At 35.8% G+C, this 20,469-nt stretch carries 17 protein-coding genes; 8 read left to right on the plus strand and 9 right to left on the minus strand.

The genetic code is table 11. From position 1 onward, the window contains the following. Positions 1-2: 2 nt before the first annotated feature. Positions 3-929, minus strand: coding sequence for a hypothetical protein (locus tag PXC01_RS14695; protein WP_276473045.1), 927 nt, complete (start codon positions 927-929; stop codon positions 3-5). 103 nt (positions 930-1,032) lie between these two features. Further along, a complete protein-coding gene (gene dnaK, locus PXC01_RS14700; RefSeq protein ID WP_276473046.1) occupies positions 1,033-2,931 on the minus strand; it encodes a molecular chaperone DnaK in 1,899 nt (632 codons plus the stop codon). 186 nt (positions 2,932-3,117) lie between these two features. On the opposite strand from dnaK, the gene PXC01_RS14705 reads away from it, so the two are divergent. The 3 genes from PXC01_RS14705 (at position 3,118) to PXC01_RS14715 (ending at position 7,207) form a co-directional block, all read left to right on the plus strand. Next, entirely contained in the window at positions 3,118-4,542 is a 1,425-nt protein-coding gene (locus tag PXC01_RS14705) for an L-serine ammonia-lyase (RefSeq protein WP_276473202.1), read from the plus strand. Between the two features lie 89 nt (positions 4,543-4,631). After that, positions 4,632-6,551: a DUF294 nucleotidyltransferase-like domain-containing protein gene (locus PXC01_RS14710; protein WP_276473047.1), complete on the plus strand. Its 1,920-nt coding sequence runs from the start codon at positions 4,632-4,634 to the stop codon at positions 6,549-6,551. Further along, on the plus strand, positions 6,551-7,207 hold the full coding sequence (locus PXC01_RS14715) for a 3'-5' exonuclease (protein ID WP_276473048.1): 657 nt from the start codon (positions 6,551-6,553) through the stop codon (positions 7,205-7,207). Before PXC01_RS14710 ends, PXC01_RS14715 begins: the two co-directional genes overlap by 1 nt. 2 nt (positions 7,208-7,209) lie before the next feature. Here the strand turns inward: PXC01_RS14715 and PXC01_RS14720 are convergent, their stop codons facing one another. Continuing rightward, positions 7,210-8,166: a phosphoribosylaminoimidazolesuccinocarboxamide synthase gene (locus PXC01_RS14720; RefSeq protein ID WP_276473049.1), complete on the minus strand. Its 957-nt coding sequence runs from the start codon at positions 8,164-8,166 to the stop codon at positions 7,210-7,212. 8 nt (positions 8,167-8,174) lie between these two features. Beyond that, positions 8,175-9,128, minus strand: coding sequence for a PhoH family protein (locus tag PXC01_RS14725; protein ID WP_276473050.1), 954 nt, complete (start codon positions 9,126-9,128; stop codon positions 8,175-8,177). A gap of 129 nt (positions 9,129-9,257) precedes the next feature. On the opposite strand from PXC01_RS14725, the gene PXC01_RS14730 reads away from it, so the two are divergent. Beyond that, positions 9,258-10,088 (plus strand): SAM hydrolase/SAM-dependent halogenase family protein, encoded by an 831-nt coding sequence (locus PXC01_RS14730; RefSeq protein WP_276473051.1) that lies wholly within the window; start codon positions 9,258-9,260, stop codon positions 10,086-10,088. A gap of 278 nt (positions 10,089-10,366) precedes the next feature. Next, positions 10,367-11,485 (plus strand): DNA polymerase III subunit beta, encoded by a 1,119-nt coding sequence (gene dnaN, locus PXC01_RS14735; RefSeq protein WP_276473052.1) that lies wholly within the window; start codon positions 10,367-10,369, stop codon positions 11,483-11,485. A 69-nt stretch (positions 11,486-11,554) separates the two neighbouring features. Here dnaN and PXC01_RS14740 read toward each other — a convergent pair whose 3' ends face one another. Both PXC01_RS14740 and PXC01_RS14745 read right to left on the minus strand, forming a co-directional pair. Then, positions 11,555-11,923, minus strand: a complete 369-nt coding sequence (locus PXC01_RS14740; protein ID WP_276473053.1) for a DUF4870 domain-containing protein — start codon at positions 11,921-11,923, stop codon at positions 11,555-11,557. A 73-nt stretch (positions 11,924-11,996) separates the two neighbouring features. Next, positions 11,997-12,425 carry a hypothetical protein gene (locus PXC01_RS14745; protein WP_276473054.1) on the minus strand — a complete coding sequence of 143 codons (429 nt, stop codon included), beginning with the start codon at positions 12,423-12,425 and terminating at the stop codon, positions 11,997-11,999. 110 nt (positions 12,426-12,535) lie between these two features. Between PXC01_RS14745 and mnmE the strand changes: the two genes are divergently transcribed. Next, entirely contained in the window at positions 12,536-13,933 is a 1,398-nt protein-coding gene (mnmE, locus tag PXC01_RS14750; protein ID WP_276473055.1) for a tRNA uridine-5-carboxymethylaminomethyl(34) synthesis GTPase MnmE, read from the plus strand. Positions 13,934-13,950: 17 nt separating this feature from the next. Here the strand turns inward: mnmE and PXC01_RS14755 are convergent, their stop codons facing one another. Together PXC01_RS14755 and PXC01_RS14760 are read right to left on the minus strand one after the other, a co-directional pair. After that, the gene (locus PXC01_RS14755; RefSeq protein ID WP_276473056.1) at positions 13,951-14,532 is read right to left on the minus strand and encodes a MiaE family protein; all 582 of its coding nucleotides are present in this window, start codon (positions 14,530-14,532) and stop codon (positions 13,951-13,953) included. A gap of 109 nt (positions 14,533-14,641) precedes the next feature. Next, the gene (locus PXC01_RS14760; protein ID WP_276473057.1) at positions 14,642-18,019 is read right to left on the minus strand and encodes a methylmalonyl-CoA mutase family protein; all 3,378 of its coding nucleotides are present in this window, start codon (positions 18,017-18,019) and stop codon (positions 14,642-14,644) included. A gap of 304 nt (positions 18,020-18,323) precedes the next feature. Here PXC01_RS14760 and PXC01_RS14765 point away from each other — a divergent pair, with 304 nt between their 5' ends. Then, positions 18,324-19,061, plus strand: coding sequence for a helical backbone metal receptor (locus PXC01_RS14765; RefSeq protein WP_276473058.1), 738 nt, complete (start codon positions 18,324-18,326; stop codon positions 19,059-19,061). Between the two features lie 299 nt (positions 19,062-19,360). Then, positions 19,361-20,101: a tyrosine-protein phosphatase gene (locus PXC01_RS14770; protein ID WP_276473059.1), complete on the plus strand. Its 741-nt coding sequence runs from the start codon at positions 19,361-19,363 to the stop codon at positions 20,099-20,101. Positions 20,102-20,103: 2 nt separating this feature from the next. On the opposite strand, the gene PXC01_RS14775 is transcribed toward PXC01_RS14770, so the two are convergent. Beyond that, a partial coding sequence (locus PXC01_RS14775) for a T9SS type A sorting domain-containing protein (RefSeq protein WP_276473060.1) occupies positions 20,104-20,469 on the minus strand: 366 nt, incomplete at its 5' end.

The raw sequence follows: 20,469 nt of genomic DNA on the forward strand, positions 1-20,469 counted from the left end.
GACTACTCTATGATTTTGTTCTCGGCAAGATAGTACGTAATTTTTCTAGTAGTATAGGTATTATCGGGCGTCACAATTTGTTTGATCCAATTGCCTAGCTCTGAATTATCATATTGATAGATGTATTCTTTCTTTATAATTCCGGCACCTCTCTTGGCGGTTTCGGCTATCAACATTCCTTTTTCATCGTATTCATAGCTGGTACGCGTCGTTGGCTCAAATTTTTTCAGTTCAGAATTATATTCAAATTCTTGTTGCGCCATTAATCTCCCATCCATACTGAACACTTCCTCAAAAGCTTCGCTTTCTTCACCATTTAAATACTCTTTAGTCAAAACGACCCTTTGTGCCGGTTTATTTGCAGGCTTTAAAGTAGAAGTTCTAATAGATTTTACTGGAGTGTCGTTTAACAAATAAGTTACGGTATTTTCTCCTTTAAACTTCTTGTGCTCTACCAACGTTTTATCTGTACCATCATTATTTGTTCTCTCAATACTTGCCAAATCTCCAAACTCATCATAAACATATATATACTGATCTAAAAATTGCTTGTCATAAGAAAATATGCGCTCTTGTATGGTTAAATTATCTGTAGAATCTATTTCATAAAAATGGGCTATAGATGTACTTGGATCAAAAGTATTGTTCCTGTAAGATTCAGCTCTTTTCTCTAAAAGCTCCCCTTTGCTGTACTTATAATAAACAACATCATAATCTGCCTCATTATATCTGGTTACGGATTTGGTCAATAGTCCGTTCTTATTAAAATCGTATTCCTCTTTACCATAATCGGTACTTACCAAACAGAATTTTACATCACCTTTTAAATCAAAATCTTCTAATGTAAAGATTTGAATTTCTTGTCCTCTTACGATAGAAAAAGCCGCAGTAAAAACAAATAAAAACAGAAAATATCGTTTCTTGACCATACTACAAAATTACTTTATTAATGATAGGGATAAAAGAATATCCCGTAAAATTGAAAAGGGACGGTAAATACCGTCCCTTTTTTTATAACAACTTAAAGTTATATTATTTAACCTCTTCAAAGTCTACGTCTTCAACATTATCACCTTCAGAAGCACCACCATCAGCAGTTGGCTCTCCTTGTGGAGCACCTTGAGCATCTGCTTGCGCTTTGTACATTTCTTCAGAAGCAACTTTCCAAGCTTCATTGATTTTATCCAAAGCTGGTGTAATAACAGCCAAATCTTTAGTTTCATATGCCGCTTTCAATTCTGCTAAAGCATCTTCAATTGGTTTTTTCTTATCGTCAGATAATTTATCGCCAAATTCAGTAAGTTGAGATTCAGTTTGGAAAATCATTCCGTCTGCTTCGTTCAACTTATCAGCAGTTTCTTTCGCTTTTTTATCAGATTCTGCATTTGCTTCAGCCTCAGCTTTCATCTTCTTGATTTCTTCTTCAGTTAAACCAGAAGAAGCTTCAATACGAATATCCTGAGTTTTGTTCGTAGCCTTATCAGTAGCAGAAACCTTGATAATACCGTTAGCATCAATATCAAAAGTTACTTCAATTTGTGGAGTACCTCTCTTTGCCGGTGGAATACCATCTAAGTGGAACCTACCAATTGTCTTGTTATCGTTTGCCATTGGTCTTTCTCCTTGCAATACATGAATTTCAACCGATGGTTGGTTATCAGCAGCAGTAGAGAATACCTGAGACTTTTTAGTTGGTATCGTTGTGTTAGCCTCTATTAATTTAGTCATTACACTACCCATAGTTTCAATACCTAATGAAAGCGGAGTAACATCTAATAACAATACATCTTTAACATCACCGGTTAAAACACCACCTTGTATTGCCGCACCAATTGCAACAACCTCATCTGGGTTTACACCTTTAGAAGGTTTCTTACCAAAGAATTTCTCAACAGCTTCTTGTACCGCAGGTATTCTAGTTGAACCACCAACTAGGATAATCTCATCAATATCGCTCTTTGAAAGTCCTGCAGATTTCATGGCAGTCTCACATGGCTCAATAGTTCTTTTTACCAAATCAGCGATCAGTTGCTCAAACTTAGATCTTGTCAAAGTTCTTACCAAGTGCTTAGGTCCTGAAGCCGTAGCGGTAACATATGGCAAGTTAATTTCTGTTTGTGCAGAAGATGACAATTCAATCTTGGCCTTTTCAGCAGCTTCACGTAAACGTTGTAACGCCATTGCATCTTTTCTAAGGTCCATATCTTCTTCAGATTTAAACTCCTCAGCTAACCAATCTATAATTTTTTGATCAACATCATCACCACCTAAGTGAGTATCACCATCAGTAGCCAATACTTCAAATACACCGTCACCTAACTCAAGGATAGATACATCATGTGTACCACCACCAAAGTCAAAAACAACTATCTTCTGATCTGTATCTTTTTTGTCCATACCGTATGCTAAAGAAGCAGACGTTGGCTCGTTAATAATACGTTCTACAGTTAAACCAGCAATTTCACCAGCTTCTTTAGTAGCTTGTCTTTGCGCATCATTAAAATATGCAGGTACGGTAATTACTGCACGAGAAACTTCTTGACCTAAATAATCTTCAGCCGTTTTCTTCATTTTCTGAAGAATCATAGCCGATAATTCTTGTGGAGAATATAAACGACCGTCTATATCAACTCTTGGTGTATCGTTATCACCTTTAACTACTTTATACGGTACTCTTTCAGCCTCTTTACTTGATTCTGAATATTTATTGCCCATAAACCTTTTAATAGAATAAATGGTTTTATGTGGGTTGGTTACCGCTTGCCTTTTGGCCGGGTCCCCTACTTTAATTTCACCTCCATCAACAAAAGCGATGACAGATGGTGTAGTTCTTTTTCCTTCTGCATTTGGAATTACTACTGGCTCATTACCTTCCATTACGGAAACACAGGAGTTGGTAGTACCCAAATCTATTCCTATAATCTTACTCATTTTATATGTTTTAAATTAAGTGCTTTATTTTACAATCGATATGTAAATGACAAACAATATGCCAAGCCACAAAAACTGACATGATGTCACTAAAGTGAATTTACACGGTATAATTATGCCAATACAGAATAGTAAAACATTACCAAAACATTGTACCTTAGCCTACAAAATTTATACGATTTGGAGATAGAAAGCATTAGTGTTTTTGATATGCTAAAAATAGGCGTAGGTCCTTCTAGTTCACATACATTAGGTCCATGGCGCGCTGCCGAAAGGTGGTTGGCCAGATTAAATTCTAAAGACAATCTTGAAAAAGTAGAAGAAGTAGAAGTTCACTTATATGGCTCTTTATCTTTGACAGGTAAAGGCCATGCCACTGACTATGCCGTAATGCTAGGTTTATTGGGTACGGACCCTGAAATAATTCCTATTGACACTATCGATTCCTTGATAGATAAAATAAAAAAAGAACATGTGCTACTTTTAGATGGTAAATACAGTATTTCTTTTGACCCTAGCAAACATATTATATTCAACAAAAAATTTCTTCCTTTTCATGCGAACGGATTAAAGTTTCAAGCCAAATTGAAATCGGGCAGAAAAATATCAAAGACTTATTATTCCATTGGAGGCGGATTTGTCATTAGTGAAGAACGCAAAAATGCCAAGCGTAAGGTTGATATGTTTGCAAAGTTTCCGTTTCCTGTTCAAAAGGGAACAGAACTTTTAGATTTTTGCAGAAATAAAAACCTTAAAATTTCAGAACTTGTCCTGGAGAATGAAAGGTCTCTACGGGATGATGTGAAAATTGATCATGAACTAAACCGTATTTGGTCTACCATGCTAGAATGTATGTATACGGGATGCCATACGGAAGGAACTTTACCTGGCGGCTTGCACGTAAAACGCAGGGCTTTTGAAATGCACAATAAGTTAAAGAGTAACCTGCCCTATTCTACCCCCGAAGAATGGTTACAAAGTATTAGACAGACAGAAGTTAAATTTAGGCAAATCTTACAATGGGTAAGTTGTTTTGCACTAAGTGTAAATGAAGTAAACGCATCTTTGGGGCGTGTAGTTACGGCACCAACTAATGGAAGCGCCGGTGTAATACCTGCAGTACTAATGTACTATATGGTCATTGAAAACCATGCCGGTAATTTTGAGCATGTAAAACAATTTTTACTGGTAGCCGGTGAAATTGGGAGCATCTTTAAAAAAGGAGCCACCATTTCAGCAGCAATGGGTGGCTGCCAAGCTGAAATTGGAGTTTCTTCCGCTATGGCCGCAGGTGCACTTACGGAGTTATTGGGCGGTTCACCAGAACAAGTACTTATGGCTGCGGAAATTGCCATGGAACATCATTTAGGGCTTACCTGCGACCCAATTGGCGGATTGGTGCAAATACCATGTATTGAACGTAACTCTATGGGTGCCATAAAAGCTATTAACGCGGCCGAACTTGCCCTAGGTTCCGATCCTACAGCAGCTAAGGTACCATTGGACAAGGTTGTACAGACCATGTGGGAAACAGCAAAAGACATGAGCTCAAAATATAAAGAAACCTCTGAAGGCGGATTAGCGGTAGGTGTTTTTCTGAGTGATTGTTAAGCATGTTCTATAACAAGCCTCAGTTTATTTAATATTTTCATATGCACCTGAATCTTTTAAATCCGCAATTATTCAGCTAACTTTAATTTATGAAAAATCTGATTTCTGAAAGGGTAGCCGATTTTGTTAAGAACTACCCTCCGTTTAATGTTCTTGACAGCAAATCTCTCTTTCAGTTGGCAGAACAGGTACTTATCATCTATAAAGAAAAGAACAGTATTATTTTCACTATAGATGAACCTCAGCATTCTCATTTTTATGTGGTTCATAAAGGAGCCGTTACCTTAAACAATCCGTCAACCTCAAATATTGTAGATTACTGTGATGAAGGAGATATTTTCGGTTTACGCCCGCTTTTCGCCAATGAAAATTATAAATTAGAAGCTAGAGCGCATGAAGAGTGCATTCTATATGCAATTCCAATAGATATTTTTAAACCGATTGCAAAACAGAACGATCAGGTAACTATATTTCTAATGGAAAGTTTTGCCAGTAACACCCGTAATCCATACGCAAAAAGTCAAAAAGGACAGCTTTACGATAATGAAGATCAAGAAGAGCTCACCGAAGAAATAGCACTGCCAGATTTACAGTTGGCCAGCTACTCAAAGAAATTAGTGACGTGCTCCACAAGAACCACTATTAAAAAGGCTGCCGATATGATGACCAAAAAGAATATTGGATCATTATTGATTACTACTAATGAGTTGCCCGTAGGTATTATAACAGATAAAGATTTTAGAAACAAGGTAATATCTGGAGAACAGCCCATATCGGCTTCTGTGAAATCAATAATGACCACACCGGTCATCACTTACCCAAAAAACCTGACCATTACCCAAGCACAAATGGCTATGATGAAAAGTAACATTAGCCACTTGGTCATCACCGAAGACGGTACGCCAAATTCATCAGCATTGGGCATCCTGTCCAAGCATGATGTAATGGTTTCTTTAGGTGATAATCCCGCAGTACTGGTAAAAGCAATAAAACGCACCTCTAGAATTAAAAAGATTAAGCAGATACGCAAAAGTGTTATGGTGCTTTTGACCGGCTATCTGGAGCAAAACATTCCGTTGGGATTAATTGCCAAAATCATATCCGAACTAAACGACACGTGTATAAAACAGGTAGTAGAAATTTCTCTTGCCAAAATGGACTCGCCCCCACCCGTTAAATTTGCATGGCTTGCGCTGGGAAGCCAAGGCAGAAGCGAGCAACTTTTACATACCGATCAAGACAACGCCTTGGTGTTTGAAAATGTACCGGAAGAAGACCTACCAAAAACAACCACTTATTTTCTTGAACTTTCCAAACATGTTACCAAAGGATTGAACACCATTGGTTATGAGTATTGCCCTGCAGATATGATGGCCTCTAACCCAAAATGGTGCCTAAGTTTAGAAGAATGGAAAAATAAGCTATCCTACTGGATCGGCAACCCCGGACCAAACGAAGTACTGATGTCGTCTATTTTTTTTGATTACAGTTTGGCATACGGCGAAAGAAGCCTTTTGGACAACATGTCCGACCATATTTTTAGAACCGTTAAGAACTATCCTATATTTTTAGTGCATTTGGCAAATGGAGCACTTCAAAGTCCGTCACCCACAGGTTTTTTTAGGCAATTTGTTGTTGAACAAGATGGGCAACATAAAGATTCCTTTGACCTAAAAAGTAGGGCTTTAAGACCCTTGGTAGATGCTGCGCGTGTTTTAATACTATCACATTCCGTTAAGGCAATTAGCAACACTTGGGAACGCTATGAAAAATTAGCGGAACTTGAACCTAACAACAAAGAATTGTATATGGCCTGCTCTTATGCCACAAAAGCTTTATTGAAATTTAGAACAAGACAGGGCTTGGCCAATCATGATTCGGGCAGGTTCATTCAATTGGATCAATTGAGCAAGCAAGAAAAAATGAAATTAAAGCGCACCTTTAAAGCTATTAAAGAGATACAGGAATTAATTACACTTCGTTTTAAGATCACAAATATTTTAGGCTAATGGGATTATTTAATAGAACATCTAAAAACCTACCCACTTTTTGGAAAAACTATGAGAATCTTTTTAAGGAAACACAAAGTAAAAATTTTAAGGAATTAACTTTTGTTGTCTTGGATACAGAAACTACAGGGTTTAGTTTCAAAGATGATCGTATACTCTCAATTGGCGCCGTAAAAATCAAAGATGGGACCATCTCGGTTCAAGAAGTTTTCGATAGCTACTTAGAACAAGAAAAATTCAGTAAAGAGACGGTGCACATTCACGGTCTATTAAAAAATGGACAACGAGAATGTATTAGTGAAATTTTGGCTCTTGAAAAGTTTTTGGCCTACGTTGGCAACGCCATTATTGTAGCACACCATGCAGGTTTTGATATAGGCATGCTAAACAACGCTCTAGAGAGACATGGTTTACCTAAATTAAAAAATACGGTACTTGATACCGGAGTCATTTATAAAAAAACGCTCATAAAATCTTACTTGGTACAACCAAAACCAAATTACACCTTGGACGAACTTGCCGAAAAATTCTCTATTTCTAGAAAAGATAGGCACACAGCACTAGGCGACGCCTACATAACAGCCGTCGCCTTTTTAAAAATTACCTCTCGGTTAAAAGAAAAGAAAAACTTTTCCCTCAAATATTTGCTTAGATAAACTTAAAGGCTTTCCAAATAATTTAAAACATTTCTATTGATCCGGTCGTGTATATGGGTAGTATCGGCTTTTACAAAAGTTTCGCCCGTAATGTGTTCGTAAAGCTCAATGTAACGTTCAGATACGGATTCAATATATTCATCGGACATTTCAGGAACGGTTTGTCCTTCTAGACCTTGAAAACCATTTGAAATAAGCCATTGCCTTACAAACTCCTTAGAAAGTTGTTTTTGAGGTTCATTGGCCTCTTGTCTTTGCTGATACCCTTGTGAATAAAAATATCTAGAAGAATCCGGGGTATGTATCTCATCTATCAAAACAATTTCACCATCTTTTGTCTTTCCGAATTCATATTTGGTATCCACCAGTATCAAGCCCCTTTCGGCAGCGATTTCCGTTCCTCTTTGAAAAAGCGCATAAGTATACTTTTCTAGCAGCGCATAATCCTCTGCGGAAACTATGCCTTTACCAAGAATATCCTCTTTGGAAATATCCTCATCATGATCACCCATTTCCGCTTTGGTGGCAGGAGTAATAATTGGTTTTGGAAATTTATCGTTCTCTTTCAGTCCATCGGGCATAGCAACACCACATAACGATCTTTTTCCAAGTTTATATTCTCTAGCGGCATGACCAGATAAATAGCCACGGATTACCATTTCAATTTTAAATGGCTCGCAAGCAACACCAACGGCAACATTGGGATCAGGTGTGGCCGATAACCAATTAGGCACGATATCTTCGGTAGAAGCCATCATTTGGGTCGCGATCTGATTTAGAATCTGCCCTTTATAAGGTATTCCCTTAGGCATTACCACATCAAACGCAGACAACCGATCGGTTGCCACCATGACCAACATATCGTTCTCTAAAGTATACACAGATCTTACTTTGCCCTTATAGACGTTCTTTTGACCCGGAAAATTAAATTCGGTTTCGTAAATAGTATTCTTTGACATGTTAATTCTTAATTGTGGTGTTCTATAGTTTTGTATGCTTCAATAACCTTTTTAACCAGTTTATGACGAATTACATCTTTATCGTCTAGATAAATAATCTCTATACCTGGTACATTTTGTAAAATTAGCAAAGCTTCTTTTAAACCGGAAATTGTTCTTCTAGGTAAATCTATTTGCCCGGGATCACCGGTAATTAAAAATCTGGCGTTTCTACCCATTCTTGTTAAGAACATTTTCATCTGTGCATGGGTAGTATTCTGTGCCTCATCTAAAATTACAAAGGCATTATCTAAAGTTCTACCACGCATAAATGCCATTGGTGCTATCTGTATGGTACCATTTTCAATATAATGTACCAACTTCTCCGCAGGGATCATATCCCTTAGGGCATCATACAATGGTTGCATATAAGGGTCAAGCTTCTCTTTAAGGTCACCCGGTAAAAAACCTAGATTTTCACCGGCTTCAACGGCAGGCCTGGTCAATATAATTTTCTTTACCTGTTTTTCTTTTAAGGCCTTAACGGCAAGCGCAACACCAGTGTAGGTCTTACCGGTACCGGCCGGACCAATGGCAAAAACCATATCGTTCTTTTTAGAGGCGTCTACCAAACGACGTTGGTTGGCAGTCTGTGCTTTTATTAACCTGCCGCTTACACCATGAACCAATGTTTCTCCGCTATTCTTAGATGATTTTAGTTCCTCATCTTCAGAACTTGTCAACACTCTTTCTATGCTGTTTTCGTCTAATTTGTTGTATTTAATGAAATGTTGCGTCAGCAAATCGAACCGCCTTTCAAACTCTTCCAAAAGTTCTTCATCCCCAAAAGCTTTGATCTTGTTACCACGGGCAACAATTTTCAATTTAGGAAAGTATTTTTTTAATAAATCAATATGCTCATTTTGCTGCCCAAAAAACTCTCTTGGGCTTATTTCGGTAAGTTCTAGAATTATCTCGTTCAAACAGTCGGTTTTATAATGATTTATAGTTAGCGAAGATTAGTTTCTAATCGCTGTTTTTTGTTTAATTTTGTATATCAAATTTAAGCAAATTTTAAATTCGACTAACCAAAAACATATCAACATTGCTGTATGGCAATTATCACCCTCACAACAGATTTCGGATTAAAAGATCACTTTGTAGCTGTTTTAAAAGGCTCCATATACACAGAATTGCCCGATGCCAAAATTGTTGATATATCGCATGATATCATGCCTTTTAACATTCAAGAGTGTGCATATATTCTTTCTAACTCTTACAACAGTTTTCCTAAAGGAACTATACATATTGTAGGTGTGGATTCTGAAGAAACACCAGAAAACAAGCACATTGTCGCTCTAATCAACGGACACTATTTTATTGGTGCAAACACTGGTGTCATTGGGCTCATCACTTCTGAAATGACTCCTGAAAAAGTATTTGAAATAAATTTACCTGATTCTATTGCCAACTCTTTTCCCGTCTTAAATGTTTTTATACAAGTTGCCTGCCATATAGCTCGTGGCGGCACATTGGAATTAGTTGGCAAACCTTTTACCGAACTTAACGATTTAAGAGAATTTGCTCCTAGAATTGTAGAAGACGGCAAAAAAATTATTGGTAGTGTTATCTATATTGACAACTATGGAAATGTAATTACCAATATTCGTAAAAACTTGTTCGATGCCTACAGAAAAGGCAGGGACTATACCGTTTTGGCACGAAATCATAAAATAACAAAGATTCATAGAGCTTATAATGAATTTATAGATTACAGTCTAGAAAAGAACCAACGCAAAAGTGCAGGTGACCTTTTGGCAATATTTAATTCATCCAATTATATTGAATTGGCCATTTACAAAAGTAATCTTACCACAGTAGGTGGTGCTTCTACATTATTAGGTTTAGATTATAGGGATACTATAATGATAGATTTTGAATAATGAAGCAAATATGATCACCTGAGAAATTAGGCTTATTTTTAAATTAATTAAGATCCGCAAAAGTTAATAACTAATAGACAAACACAAATATTATCATGTTAACTTATTAATAACTAGAAATATACACTACCTTGAGCAATAACAAACTGTTAATAAGTTTGTTTCCTTAAAAAGGGCAATTAAAATATCTTTGTTGGTAACGAAAACTGCCAACTAAAAAGGAGTTTAAACCTATTTCCCTTGAGAATTTCAGGAGAAATATCAATAAAAATTAAAGAATGAAATTTATAGTTTCAAGTACCTATTTGCTAAAACAACTTCAAATATTAGGAGGTGTAATCAACAACAGTAATACATTACCGATATTGGATAATTTTCTGTTCGATTTGCAGAAGGACAAACTGACCGTTTCTGCTTCCGATTTGGAAACCACTATGAGTTCAGTTATAAAAGTAGATTCTGACAACGAAGGTACTATAGCTGTACCGGCAAGATTGCTTTTAGAAACTTTAAAAACTTTTCCAGAACAACCTCTTACTTTTGTAGTAGAGGATAACAATACGGTAGAAATTAGCTCTAACCATGGTAAATATGCCCTTGCATATGCCGATGGAGCCGAATTTCCTAAAGCTGTAGAATTGACGAGTCCAAGTTCTACGACCTTGCTTGGCGATATCTTGGCAACAGCAATCAACAAAACAATTTTTGCTGCAGGTAATGACGATTTAAGACCTGTAATGAGCGGAGTTTTCTTTCAATTTTCTCCAGAGAACTTAACGTTTGTTGCTACAGACGCACATAAACTGGTTAAATATCAACGTACAGATGTTAGGGCTTCTCAGGTAGCGGAATTTATCATGCCTAAAAAACCTTTGACTTTGTTAAAAGGTATATTGGCAGGTAGCGAGTCTGATGTTCTTATTGAGTATAATGAAAGTAATGCGAAGTTTAGCTTTGACGAAACCGAACTTATCTGTAGACTTATTGATGGTAAATACCCCAATTACGAAGCGGTTATACCAAAGGAGAACCCGAACAAACTTACGATCGCTAGAAATCAGTTTTTAAGTTCAGTTAAAAGGGTTTCTATTTTCTCAAATAAGACGACACACCAAATACGTTTAAAAATAGCCGGGGCAGAATTGAATATATCTGCAGAAGATTTAGATTACTCTAACAAGGCAGAAGAAAGGTTAACGTGTTCTTACCAAGGTGATGACATGCAAATTGGTTTTAACTCTAGATTCTTAACTGAAATGCTGAACAATTTAGGTTCAGATGAGGTTTCTTTAGAAATGAGTTTACCAAACCGTGCAGGTATTTTGACACCAACAGATGGCTTAGACGAGGGTGAATTTGTAACCATGCTGGTAATGCCGGTAATGCTTAACGGTTAATACCAAATACTCATAAACTAAAAAAGGGTCAGTTAAAAAACTGACCCTTTTTTTATTTTTATAATCTAATTAAGATATGAATCTTATAGTGCCAAAATAACTTGGTGATTCTCCATTACTAGCTTTTATAGCATTGACGGCCGGCATAACGATTGACAAAATACCTGCAAAGATCAATAACAATATTCCAAGCCCAAATAACAATATACCAGGAATACCAATTACCAAATACAATATTAAAGATAACTGAAAATTGATAACAGATTTGCCATGCTCATCCATACCTATAACTGAATCTTTGGTAGTTAGCCAAATAACTAGCGGAACTATAAGTCCGCCAAAACCTGTTATAAAATCTAAATACTGAGACAAATGTGTAATGACCAACAAATTACGGTCTTCACGAACAACTACTGCGTTTTTATTTACTAGTTCCATTTTTGATTGATTTAATGATGAATACTATAAATATGACGCACAAACGCTCAATTTGTTACAAATTTTAGGAAAATTATAGTTTTCTGTTCAACTTTTTAAGTTTTTCCTGCTCTTTCATAATCTTCATTTGACTCTTAGCGATCTTATCTTCTTTTTTCTGAATATCAACCGGAGACAATGTACCTTTTACCTTCCCTTTTTCTAGCTGTCCTTTTAACTTCTCAATTTGTTTCTCTGAACTAGAAATAGATTTCTCTTTTGCCTTAATTTGTTTTTTTAGCTTCTCTTCTTTCTTTTTTGCGGCATCTTTTTTCTTTTGTTCAGCAGCTTCCTTTTTTGCTTTTTTAGCTTCGGCTTTAGCATCCTCAACATCTTTCTTCACCTGCTCCAACTCGTTATCATAATTTACGGAAACTTCCTCAGATGTTTCAGGGGCATTATCTTGGGCAACGGCTATAGCACCAACAAACATGAACGCCAACAATAGAATTACTTTTTTCATATTTAATATACATTTTATTGCATGCGAAATTAATACATAATTATATACCGAAAATAAAATCGCGATAAATTAAGAAAACTACAACAGTAATAATTGATTATTTTTGCAGCATGATTCAAACAGACACTATTATAGCATTAGCAACACCGGCAGGCGCAGGAGCTATTGCGGTTATTAGGCTTTCAGGTGCAGATGCAATTACCATCGCCTCTAAACAATTTGAATCAGTTTCCGGTAAGATTTTAAAAAATCAAAAAAGCCATACCATACACTTAGGCTATATTAAGGATGGAGAGAATGTTTTGGACCAAGCACTTGTTTCAATTTTTAAAAATCCGCATTCTTATACCGGGGAGAACGTCATAGAAATATCCTGTCATGGCTCTCCTTATATTCAACAACAAATTATTCAATTGTTTCTTAGAAACGGTTGTAGAACGGCAGATGCAGGCGAATTTACATTAAGGGCCTTTTTAAACGGTAAGATGGATTTAAGCCAGGCGGAAGCTGTTGCCGATTTAATTTCGAGTGATAACGCGGCCAGTCATCAAATTGCAGTTCAACAAATGCGCGGCGGATTCAGTAACGAGATAAAGCAGCTACGTACAGAATTGTTGAATTTTGCTTCTTTGATTGAATTGGAACTCGATTTTTCTGAAGAAGATGTAGAGTTTGCCGATCGCTCCGCATTTAAGGAATTACTGACCCGTATTCAAAAAGTTCTACAAAGCTTAATAGATTCCTTTGCCGTAGGAAATGTTATTAAAAATGGAATACCAGTTGCCATCGTTGGTGAACCAAACGTAGGTAAATCTACTCTTTTAAATGCCTTTTTAAATGAAGAACGTGCTTTGGTATCAGATATAGCAGGAACTACCAGAGATACTATAGAAGACGAAATTTCCATAGGAGGTATAGGATTTAGATTTATTGATACCGCCGGAATTCGAGAAACCGAAGATATTGTTGAAGGTATGGGTATTAAAAAAACCTTTGAAAAAATAGAACAGGCACAAGTTATTCTATTACTTGTTGATGGATCAAAGCTTTTGGCGGATGACCAAAAGTTAAAAAACACGGTTATAGATTTTGAAAAAATAAAGAACAAGAATCCTTTAAAACCTTTAGTTCTACTAGTTAATAAAGCCGATACCCTTTCCGAAGACGATAAAAATAAAATAGGCACCTATTTAAATGATGTAAAATACCTTTCTGCAAAAACAGGTGAAGGTGTAAAAGATTTACAAAATAGCCTTCTAGAATTTGTAAATACCGGTGCATTACGCAATAACGAAACCATAGTTACCAACACACGCCACTACGACTCTTTGTTAAAAGCATTAGAAGAGATAGAAAAAGTACAATTTGGCATGAAAGCAGAACTTTCTAGCGATTTAATGGCAATTGATGTTCGTGAAGCACTTTACCATTTAGGGGAAATTACCGGGCAAGTTACCAATGACGAATTATTGGGAAATATATTTGCTAATTTTTGTATCGGGAAATAAAATATCAATACTATAGATCAACCATGTATGGTTTCGTCCTTACCGTAATTCTGAATTACTTTTGCTTCAAATTCAACTAACTCTTGCCAACGTTTATCTACATCAACATCTTGACCATATTTACGGGCAAAACCAATAAATATGGTATAATGACCCGCTTCGCTAATCATTAAATCTCGATAAAATTCAGCTAATTCAGGGTCTTTAATTTGTTCTGAAAGTAATTTAAAGCGTTCGCAACTTCTTGCCTCTATCATAGCAGAAAATAACAGCCTATCTACCATAGACTGCAATCGGCTTCCTCCTTTATTCATAAACTTATACAACTCGTTCACGTAACTGTCCTTACGCTCTCTACCCAGTGTATAACCCCTTTCTTTGATTATATTATGAACCATTTGAAAATGCACTAATTCTTCTTGAGCTAGAAGAAGCAGATCAGTCACCAAATCAGGATATTCAGAATTAAGTGTAATTATAGTAATGGCATTGGTTGCCGCTTTCTGTTCACACCATGCATGATCAGTTAAAATCTCTTCTAGATTTTTCTCAACAATATTGACCCAGCGCGGATCAGTAGCAAGTTTTAAATGCAGCATGATATTCGTTTTATGTAAAAGTAGGTGTCAGTTAAGAGATTACAACAAACAATGTGATTTTAATTTTTGAAAACAGGATATCAGTAGCAACGTATAAACCTTAAAATAGCTACATATTTCTACGATACTGTCCTCCTACTTCAAACATAGCATGTGTAATTTGCCCTAAAGAACAGTATTTAGCTGTTTCCATTAATTGCTCAAAAGTATTTTCATTCTTTAAGGCAATATCTTGTAATTTTTTTAATGATACTTCTGCATTTGCAGCGTTTCTTTGCTGTAATTCTTGAAGATTACTGATCTGAACCTTCTTCTCATTTTCTGTTGCGCGAATAACTTCATCAGGTATTACGGTAGGTGAACCTTTTGAAGACAAAAATGTATTTACCCCAATAATAGGCAATTCACCCGTATGCTTTTTAGTTTCGTAATAAAGACTCTCTTCTTGAATTTTACTACGTTGGTACATACTTTCCATTGCCCCAAGAACTCCGCCACGGTCGGTAATTCTATCAAACTCAACCATAACGGCCTCTTCCACCAAATCGGTCAGTTCTTCCGTTATAAAAGATCCCTGCATAGGATTCTCATTTTTAGCCAACCCAAGCTCTTTATTAATTATTAATTGTATTGCCATCGCTCTTCGTACAGAATGCTCCGTAGGTGTGGTAATTGCCTCGTCATAAGCATTGGTATGCAAAGAATTACAATTATCATAAATAGCGTAAAGTGCTTGTAACGTAGTTCTAATATCATTAAAATCTATCTCCTGGGCATGTAAAGAGCGACCAGATGTTTGAATATGGTATTTCAATTTTTGTGATCTTTCATTACCCCCATATTTCAACTTCATGGCTTTTGCCCAAATTCTACGTGCCACTCTACCGATTACGGCATATTCAGGATCAAGTCCGTTACTAAAGAAAAAAGATAGATTTGGCGCAAAATCATCAATGTGCATGCCTCTAGAAATATAGTATTCTACAAAAGTAAAGCCATTTGCAAGCGTAAAAGCCAACTGACTAATAGGGTTTGCACCAGCTTCTGCAATATGATATCCAGAAATGGAGACCGAATAAAAATTACGCACTTTTTGATCAATAAAATACTGTTGTACATCACCCATTAAACGTAATGAAAATTCAGTTGAAAAAATACAGGTATTTTGTGCCTGATCCTCTTTTAAAATATCCGCTTGTACCGTACCTCTAACCTTAGACAATGCTGCCGATTTTAATTCTTCATAGATATCAGCCTTTAATACTTGATCACCGGTCACACCCAAAAGTAATAGACCAAGACCATCATTACCCTCTGGCAGTTCTCCTGAATAGGCAGGACGCTTAGCACCTAACTTACTATAAATTGCGTCAATTTTTCTATTTACTTCATTTTCTAATCCATTGGCCTTAATATACTTTTCACATTGCTGATCAATAGCTGCGTTCATGAAAAATGCTGCTATAGTAGCTGCAGGTCCGTTAATGGTCATGGAAACAGAAGTTGTGGGCGCACATAGATCAAAACCTGAATATAGTTTTTTAGCATCGTCCAAACAGCAAATACTTACACCAGAATTACCAATTTTACCATAAATATCAGGACGATTTCCAGGGTCTTCGCCATATAAGGTTACGGAATCAAATGCCGTAGACAGCCTAGCTGCAGGCAATCCTTTAGAAACGTAATGAAACCGCTTATTCGTTCTTTCAGGTCCGCCTTCCCCTGCAAACATTCGGGTTGGATCCTCCCCTTGTCTTTTAAAAGGAAAAACGCCCGATGTAAAAGGAAACTCTCCAGGTACATTTTCCTGTAAAGACCATTTTAGGATATCTCCCCAACCTTCATATTTTGGTAAGATTACTTTTGGTATTTGTGTCTGGGATAAAGATTTTGTCGTGGTTGCTACCTTCACCTCTTTACCTCTTACTATATAGGTGAAAAATTCTCCTTCATAATTAGCCTTCTTCTCATTCCACTCATCAATTATTTTTTGATTGTGTGGGTCAAGGTCTAATCGCAGTTCTTCCTTCGCAGCTTCAATAGCTTTTAATACATCATCTTTGTCTTTTAGTATTTCAGCTGATTCTGTAAGGCTAAATAGTTTTTGGGCAATAGCTTTTTGATCTTCGGTCCTTTCATTATAATCTCGAATAGTATCGGTTATTTCAGAAAGATACCTGGTACGCTTTGGCGGGATGATATAGATTTTCTCGGACATTTCTCTTGAACTTTGAAAACTAGACCTAAGATCTTCTGCTCCCGTTTTGTTCACCAAAGTATCTATAACGGCCCTGTACAACTGGTTCATGCCCGGGTCATTAAATTGAGAAGCAATGGTGCCGTAAGCCGGAAGTTCTTCTGCGGGAGTCTCCCACAACTGATGATTACGTTGGTATTGCTTTTTTACATCTCGTAAAGCATCTAAAGCTCCTCGTTTATCAAACTTGTTTAAAGCGATTAAATCGGCAAAATCAAGCATATCAATCTTTTCAAGCTGTGTAGCTGCTCCGTATTCAGGAGTCATAACATATAAAGACACATCAGAATGTTCGGTAATCTCCGTATCGGACTGCCCAATACCTGAGGTCTCCAAAATAATGAGATCAAAACCAGCTGCCTTTGTAATATCTACGGCATCTTTTACATACTTGGACAATGCTAAATTTGATTGTCTCGTAGCCAAAGATCGCATGTACACCCTATCATTAAAAATTGCGTTCATTCTAATACGGTCTCCCAATAACGCCCCACCAGTTTTTCTTTTGGACGGGTCTACCGAGATTACTGCAATCTTTTTATCATCAAAATCGGCAAGAAAACGACGAACCAATTCATCTACCAAAGAAGATTTTCCTGAACCTCCCGTACCGGTTATACCTAAAACAGGAGCAATTTTTTTGGTTTCTACTTTTTGTCTGATGTTATTTAAAACATCTTCATGTTTTTGCGGAAAATTCTCGGCACAAGAAATAAGTTTTGCTATATCTGCATAACTAAGTTGTTCTAAATCTTTTGATTCTTGAGCAAGAATTTCTCCTACCGCAAAATCACTTTTTTCTATGAGGTCATTGATCATGCCTTGAAGTCCCATTTCACGACCATCATCGGGCGAATAAATTCTTTCAATACCATAAGCATGTAGTTCTTCAATTTCCTCAGGAAGAATAGTACCGCCGCCGCCGCCAAATATTTTAATTTGAGATGCCCCTCTCTCCTTCAACAAATCATACATATATTTAAAATACTCAACATGCCCGCCTTGATAAGAAGTTATTGCAATTGCCTGTACATCTTCTTGAATAGCACAATCAACAATTTCTTGTACCGAACGGTTATGTCCTAAATGAATAACCTCACATCCAGTAGATTGAATAATTCTACGCATAATGTTTATAGCTGCATCATGTCCATCAAAAAGGGATGCCGCGGTAACAATTCGTATATGATTAATTGGTTTATAAGGGGTTTGAATAGTATCGTTCATTTTGAATGCTCAGTTTGTTTTTCCGTTAGATGGATTTATAAAATTCATAGTATTCCAACTTGCTACAAAAATTGTTCTCACTTCTTTTTTTGATGTTGCAACAACAATTTTGCGGACTACGAAAATAGAGATTAAATTTAGTATTTTTTAAATTTTTATCGATTCCAGTCCCATAATATGATTAATTAATAATTATTGATTCAAAATTTAAAGAATTGACATTTTACAGATATGATTATTAATCACCTTAATACGTGGCTTATAAAAATGGTAGATTTACAAATTCTTTTTTAGTGCTTTACAAATGATGTATACTGATCAACTAGGAACTCTAATTAATATTCCCAGCACTCCATCTAGAATAGTTTGCCTAGTACCCTCTATTACAGAATTATTGTTTGATTTAGGGTTGGGCGATAATGTGGTTGGCTGCACCAAATTCTGCATACACCCTAATAAGCCATATCTCACAAAACAGATGATCGGAGGAACTAAAGATTTGAATTTGAAAAAAATTCTAGATTTACATCCCGATTTAATTCTAGCGAACAAAGAAGAGAATAACAAAGAACAAATATCATTTTTAAGCTCATCTGTTCCAGTATGGGTAAGTGATGTAAAAACTTTTGACGATAGTCTAAAAATGATTGAGCAAATTGGTTTAATAACAAATCGTGCTACTAGAGCTTCTGAAATTACCGATCTATTAATCAACAACTTAAAGCCAAAGAAACCTAAGAAAAAAGCCATATACTTAATTTGGAAAGACCCATTTATGACCGTAGGTGGCGATACCTATATTAGCGACATACTTCACCGATGTGGATACATCAATACATACGCAAACCAAAAGCGCTACCCTATCATAACTTTAGAGGAAATCAGAGAACACAATCCTGATGTGGTATTATTATCATCAGAACCTTATCCTTTTAAAGAAGTACACCTAAATACAATCAAGAAATTTCTTAACAATACGGAAGTAGAATTAGTTGACGGAGAATTTTTTTCTTGGTATGGGTCTAGACAATTACATACTTAAGTAAAACACCTCAGGGCAAGCCCATGATGCATTCAAAGATATTATCATTTTATTTCGAGGCAAGTCTAGGAGTATTGTACCTTTTGGCGGTGCCAATAAAAAACCTGGCTATATTTTAAACAGCTTGTTTAAGATAATATATGACTTAAATAGCTAATTGCTATAGAGATGTGGTAGCATACTGTTGATAAAAGAATGCCAATTAGATATTGAAGTTTTCTTAAATAACTATAATGGTAATAAATAGTAACTTTGTTTTAAAATAAAGCCTCAAATAACTAAAAACCTAATTTCAATTTATGTTCAGCTTTTTCTCTAAAAAACATTTCTTAATTGATCATTTAGAAGGATTTATAGATATTCACAATCACATTTTACCTGGTATAGATGATGGCGCAAAAACCGTTGAAAATTCAATTGAACTTATAAAAGGTTTCAATGATTTTGGAGTAACCGATTTTATATGTACTCCGCATATAATGGAAAATTACCACCCTAACAACCCCAATTCTATTAACAGCTCTCTATCACTACTAAAAAATGCTTTAAAAATGAATAATTTAGAGCACGTACATATTGAGGCTGCGGCAGAACATATGATCGATTCTGGTTTTGAAAAAATTCTTGAAGAAAAGAATATTATGCCTTTAGCTAAAAATTACTTATTGGTAGAAATGTCTTATTTACAAGCCTCCATTAATTTTGACGAAGCCGTAAAAAAAATAAAAAGTACAAATTACTCTACCATTTTGGCGCACCCAGAGCGTTATGTGTATTTTCATAGTAAATTAAAAAAACTGAATAGAATAAAGGAAAATGGTGTGTTCTTTCAATTAAATATGTTATCCTTAAGCAATTATTACGGTAAAGATGTAAATAAAGTAGCAATTCATTTGATCAAGGAAAATTTAATTGATTTTATTGCAAGTGACACACACTCCATTAATCATATAAATCAATTGAAAAAAATAACGGTCACTACTTCTTTATTAGATTTATTATTCCCTATTATCACTAAGACCATTTATAGTTTTAAATAGTATTATTTAATTAAAAGTTCTTTTTGATACCTCTCACCATTTACATCGAGAATAGTAAGGATGTAATATCCTTCGGTAAAATCATATAAATCTATTGTCACATTTAAATCTGTTTGTGCTATTTTAGGTTTAATATTTTTAATTAATCTTCCCGTGATATCGTAAATATAAATTTCTTTGATTTGAATTTCCTCTAAATTATTCAAAGTAACAATATCAAAACTAGGATTAGGATAAAGATCAAATGAATTGGGTTTAGATGCCACAACACTTTTCGCAGTCGTCGTATTTATCTTTTCTATTGTAAAGTTATCGTAATAGACCGTTCCCGGGTTTTGCGAGGCATAGTTCGTGAACAGCCAGATATC

It is taken from the genome of Maribacter huludaoensis, assembly GCF_029350945.1.
Lineage (GTDB): Bacteria > Bacteroidota > Bacteroidia > Flavobacteriales > Flavobacteriaceae > Maribacter > Maribacter huludaoensis.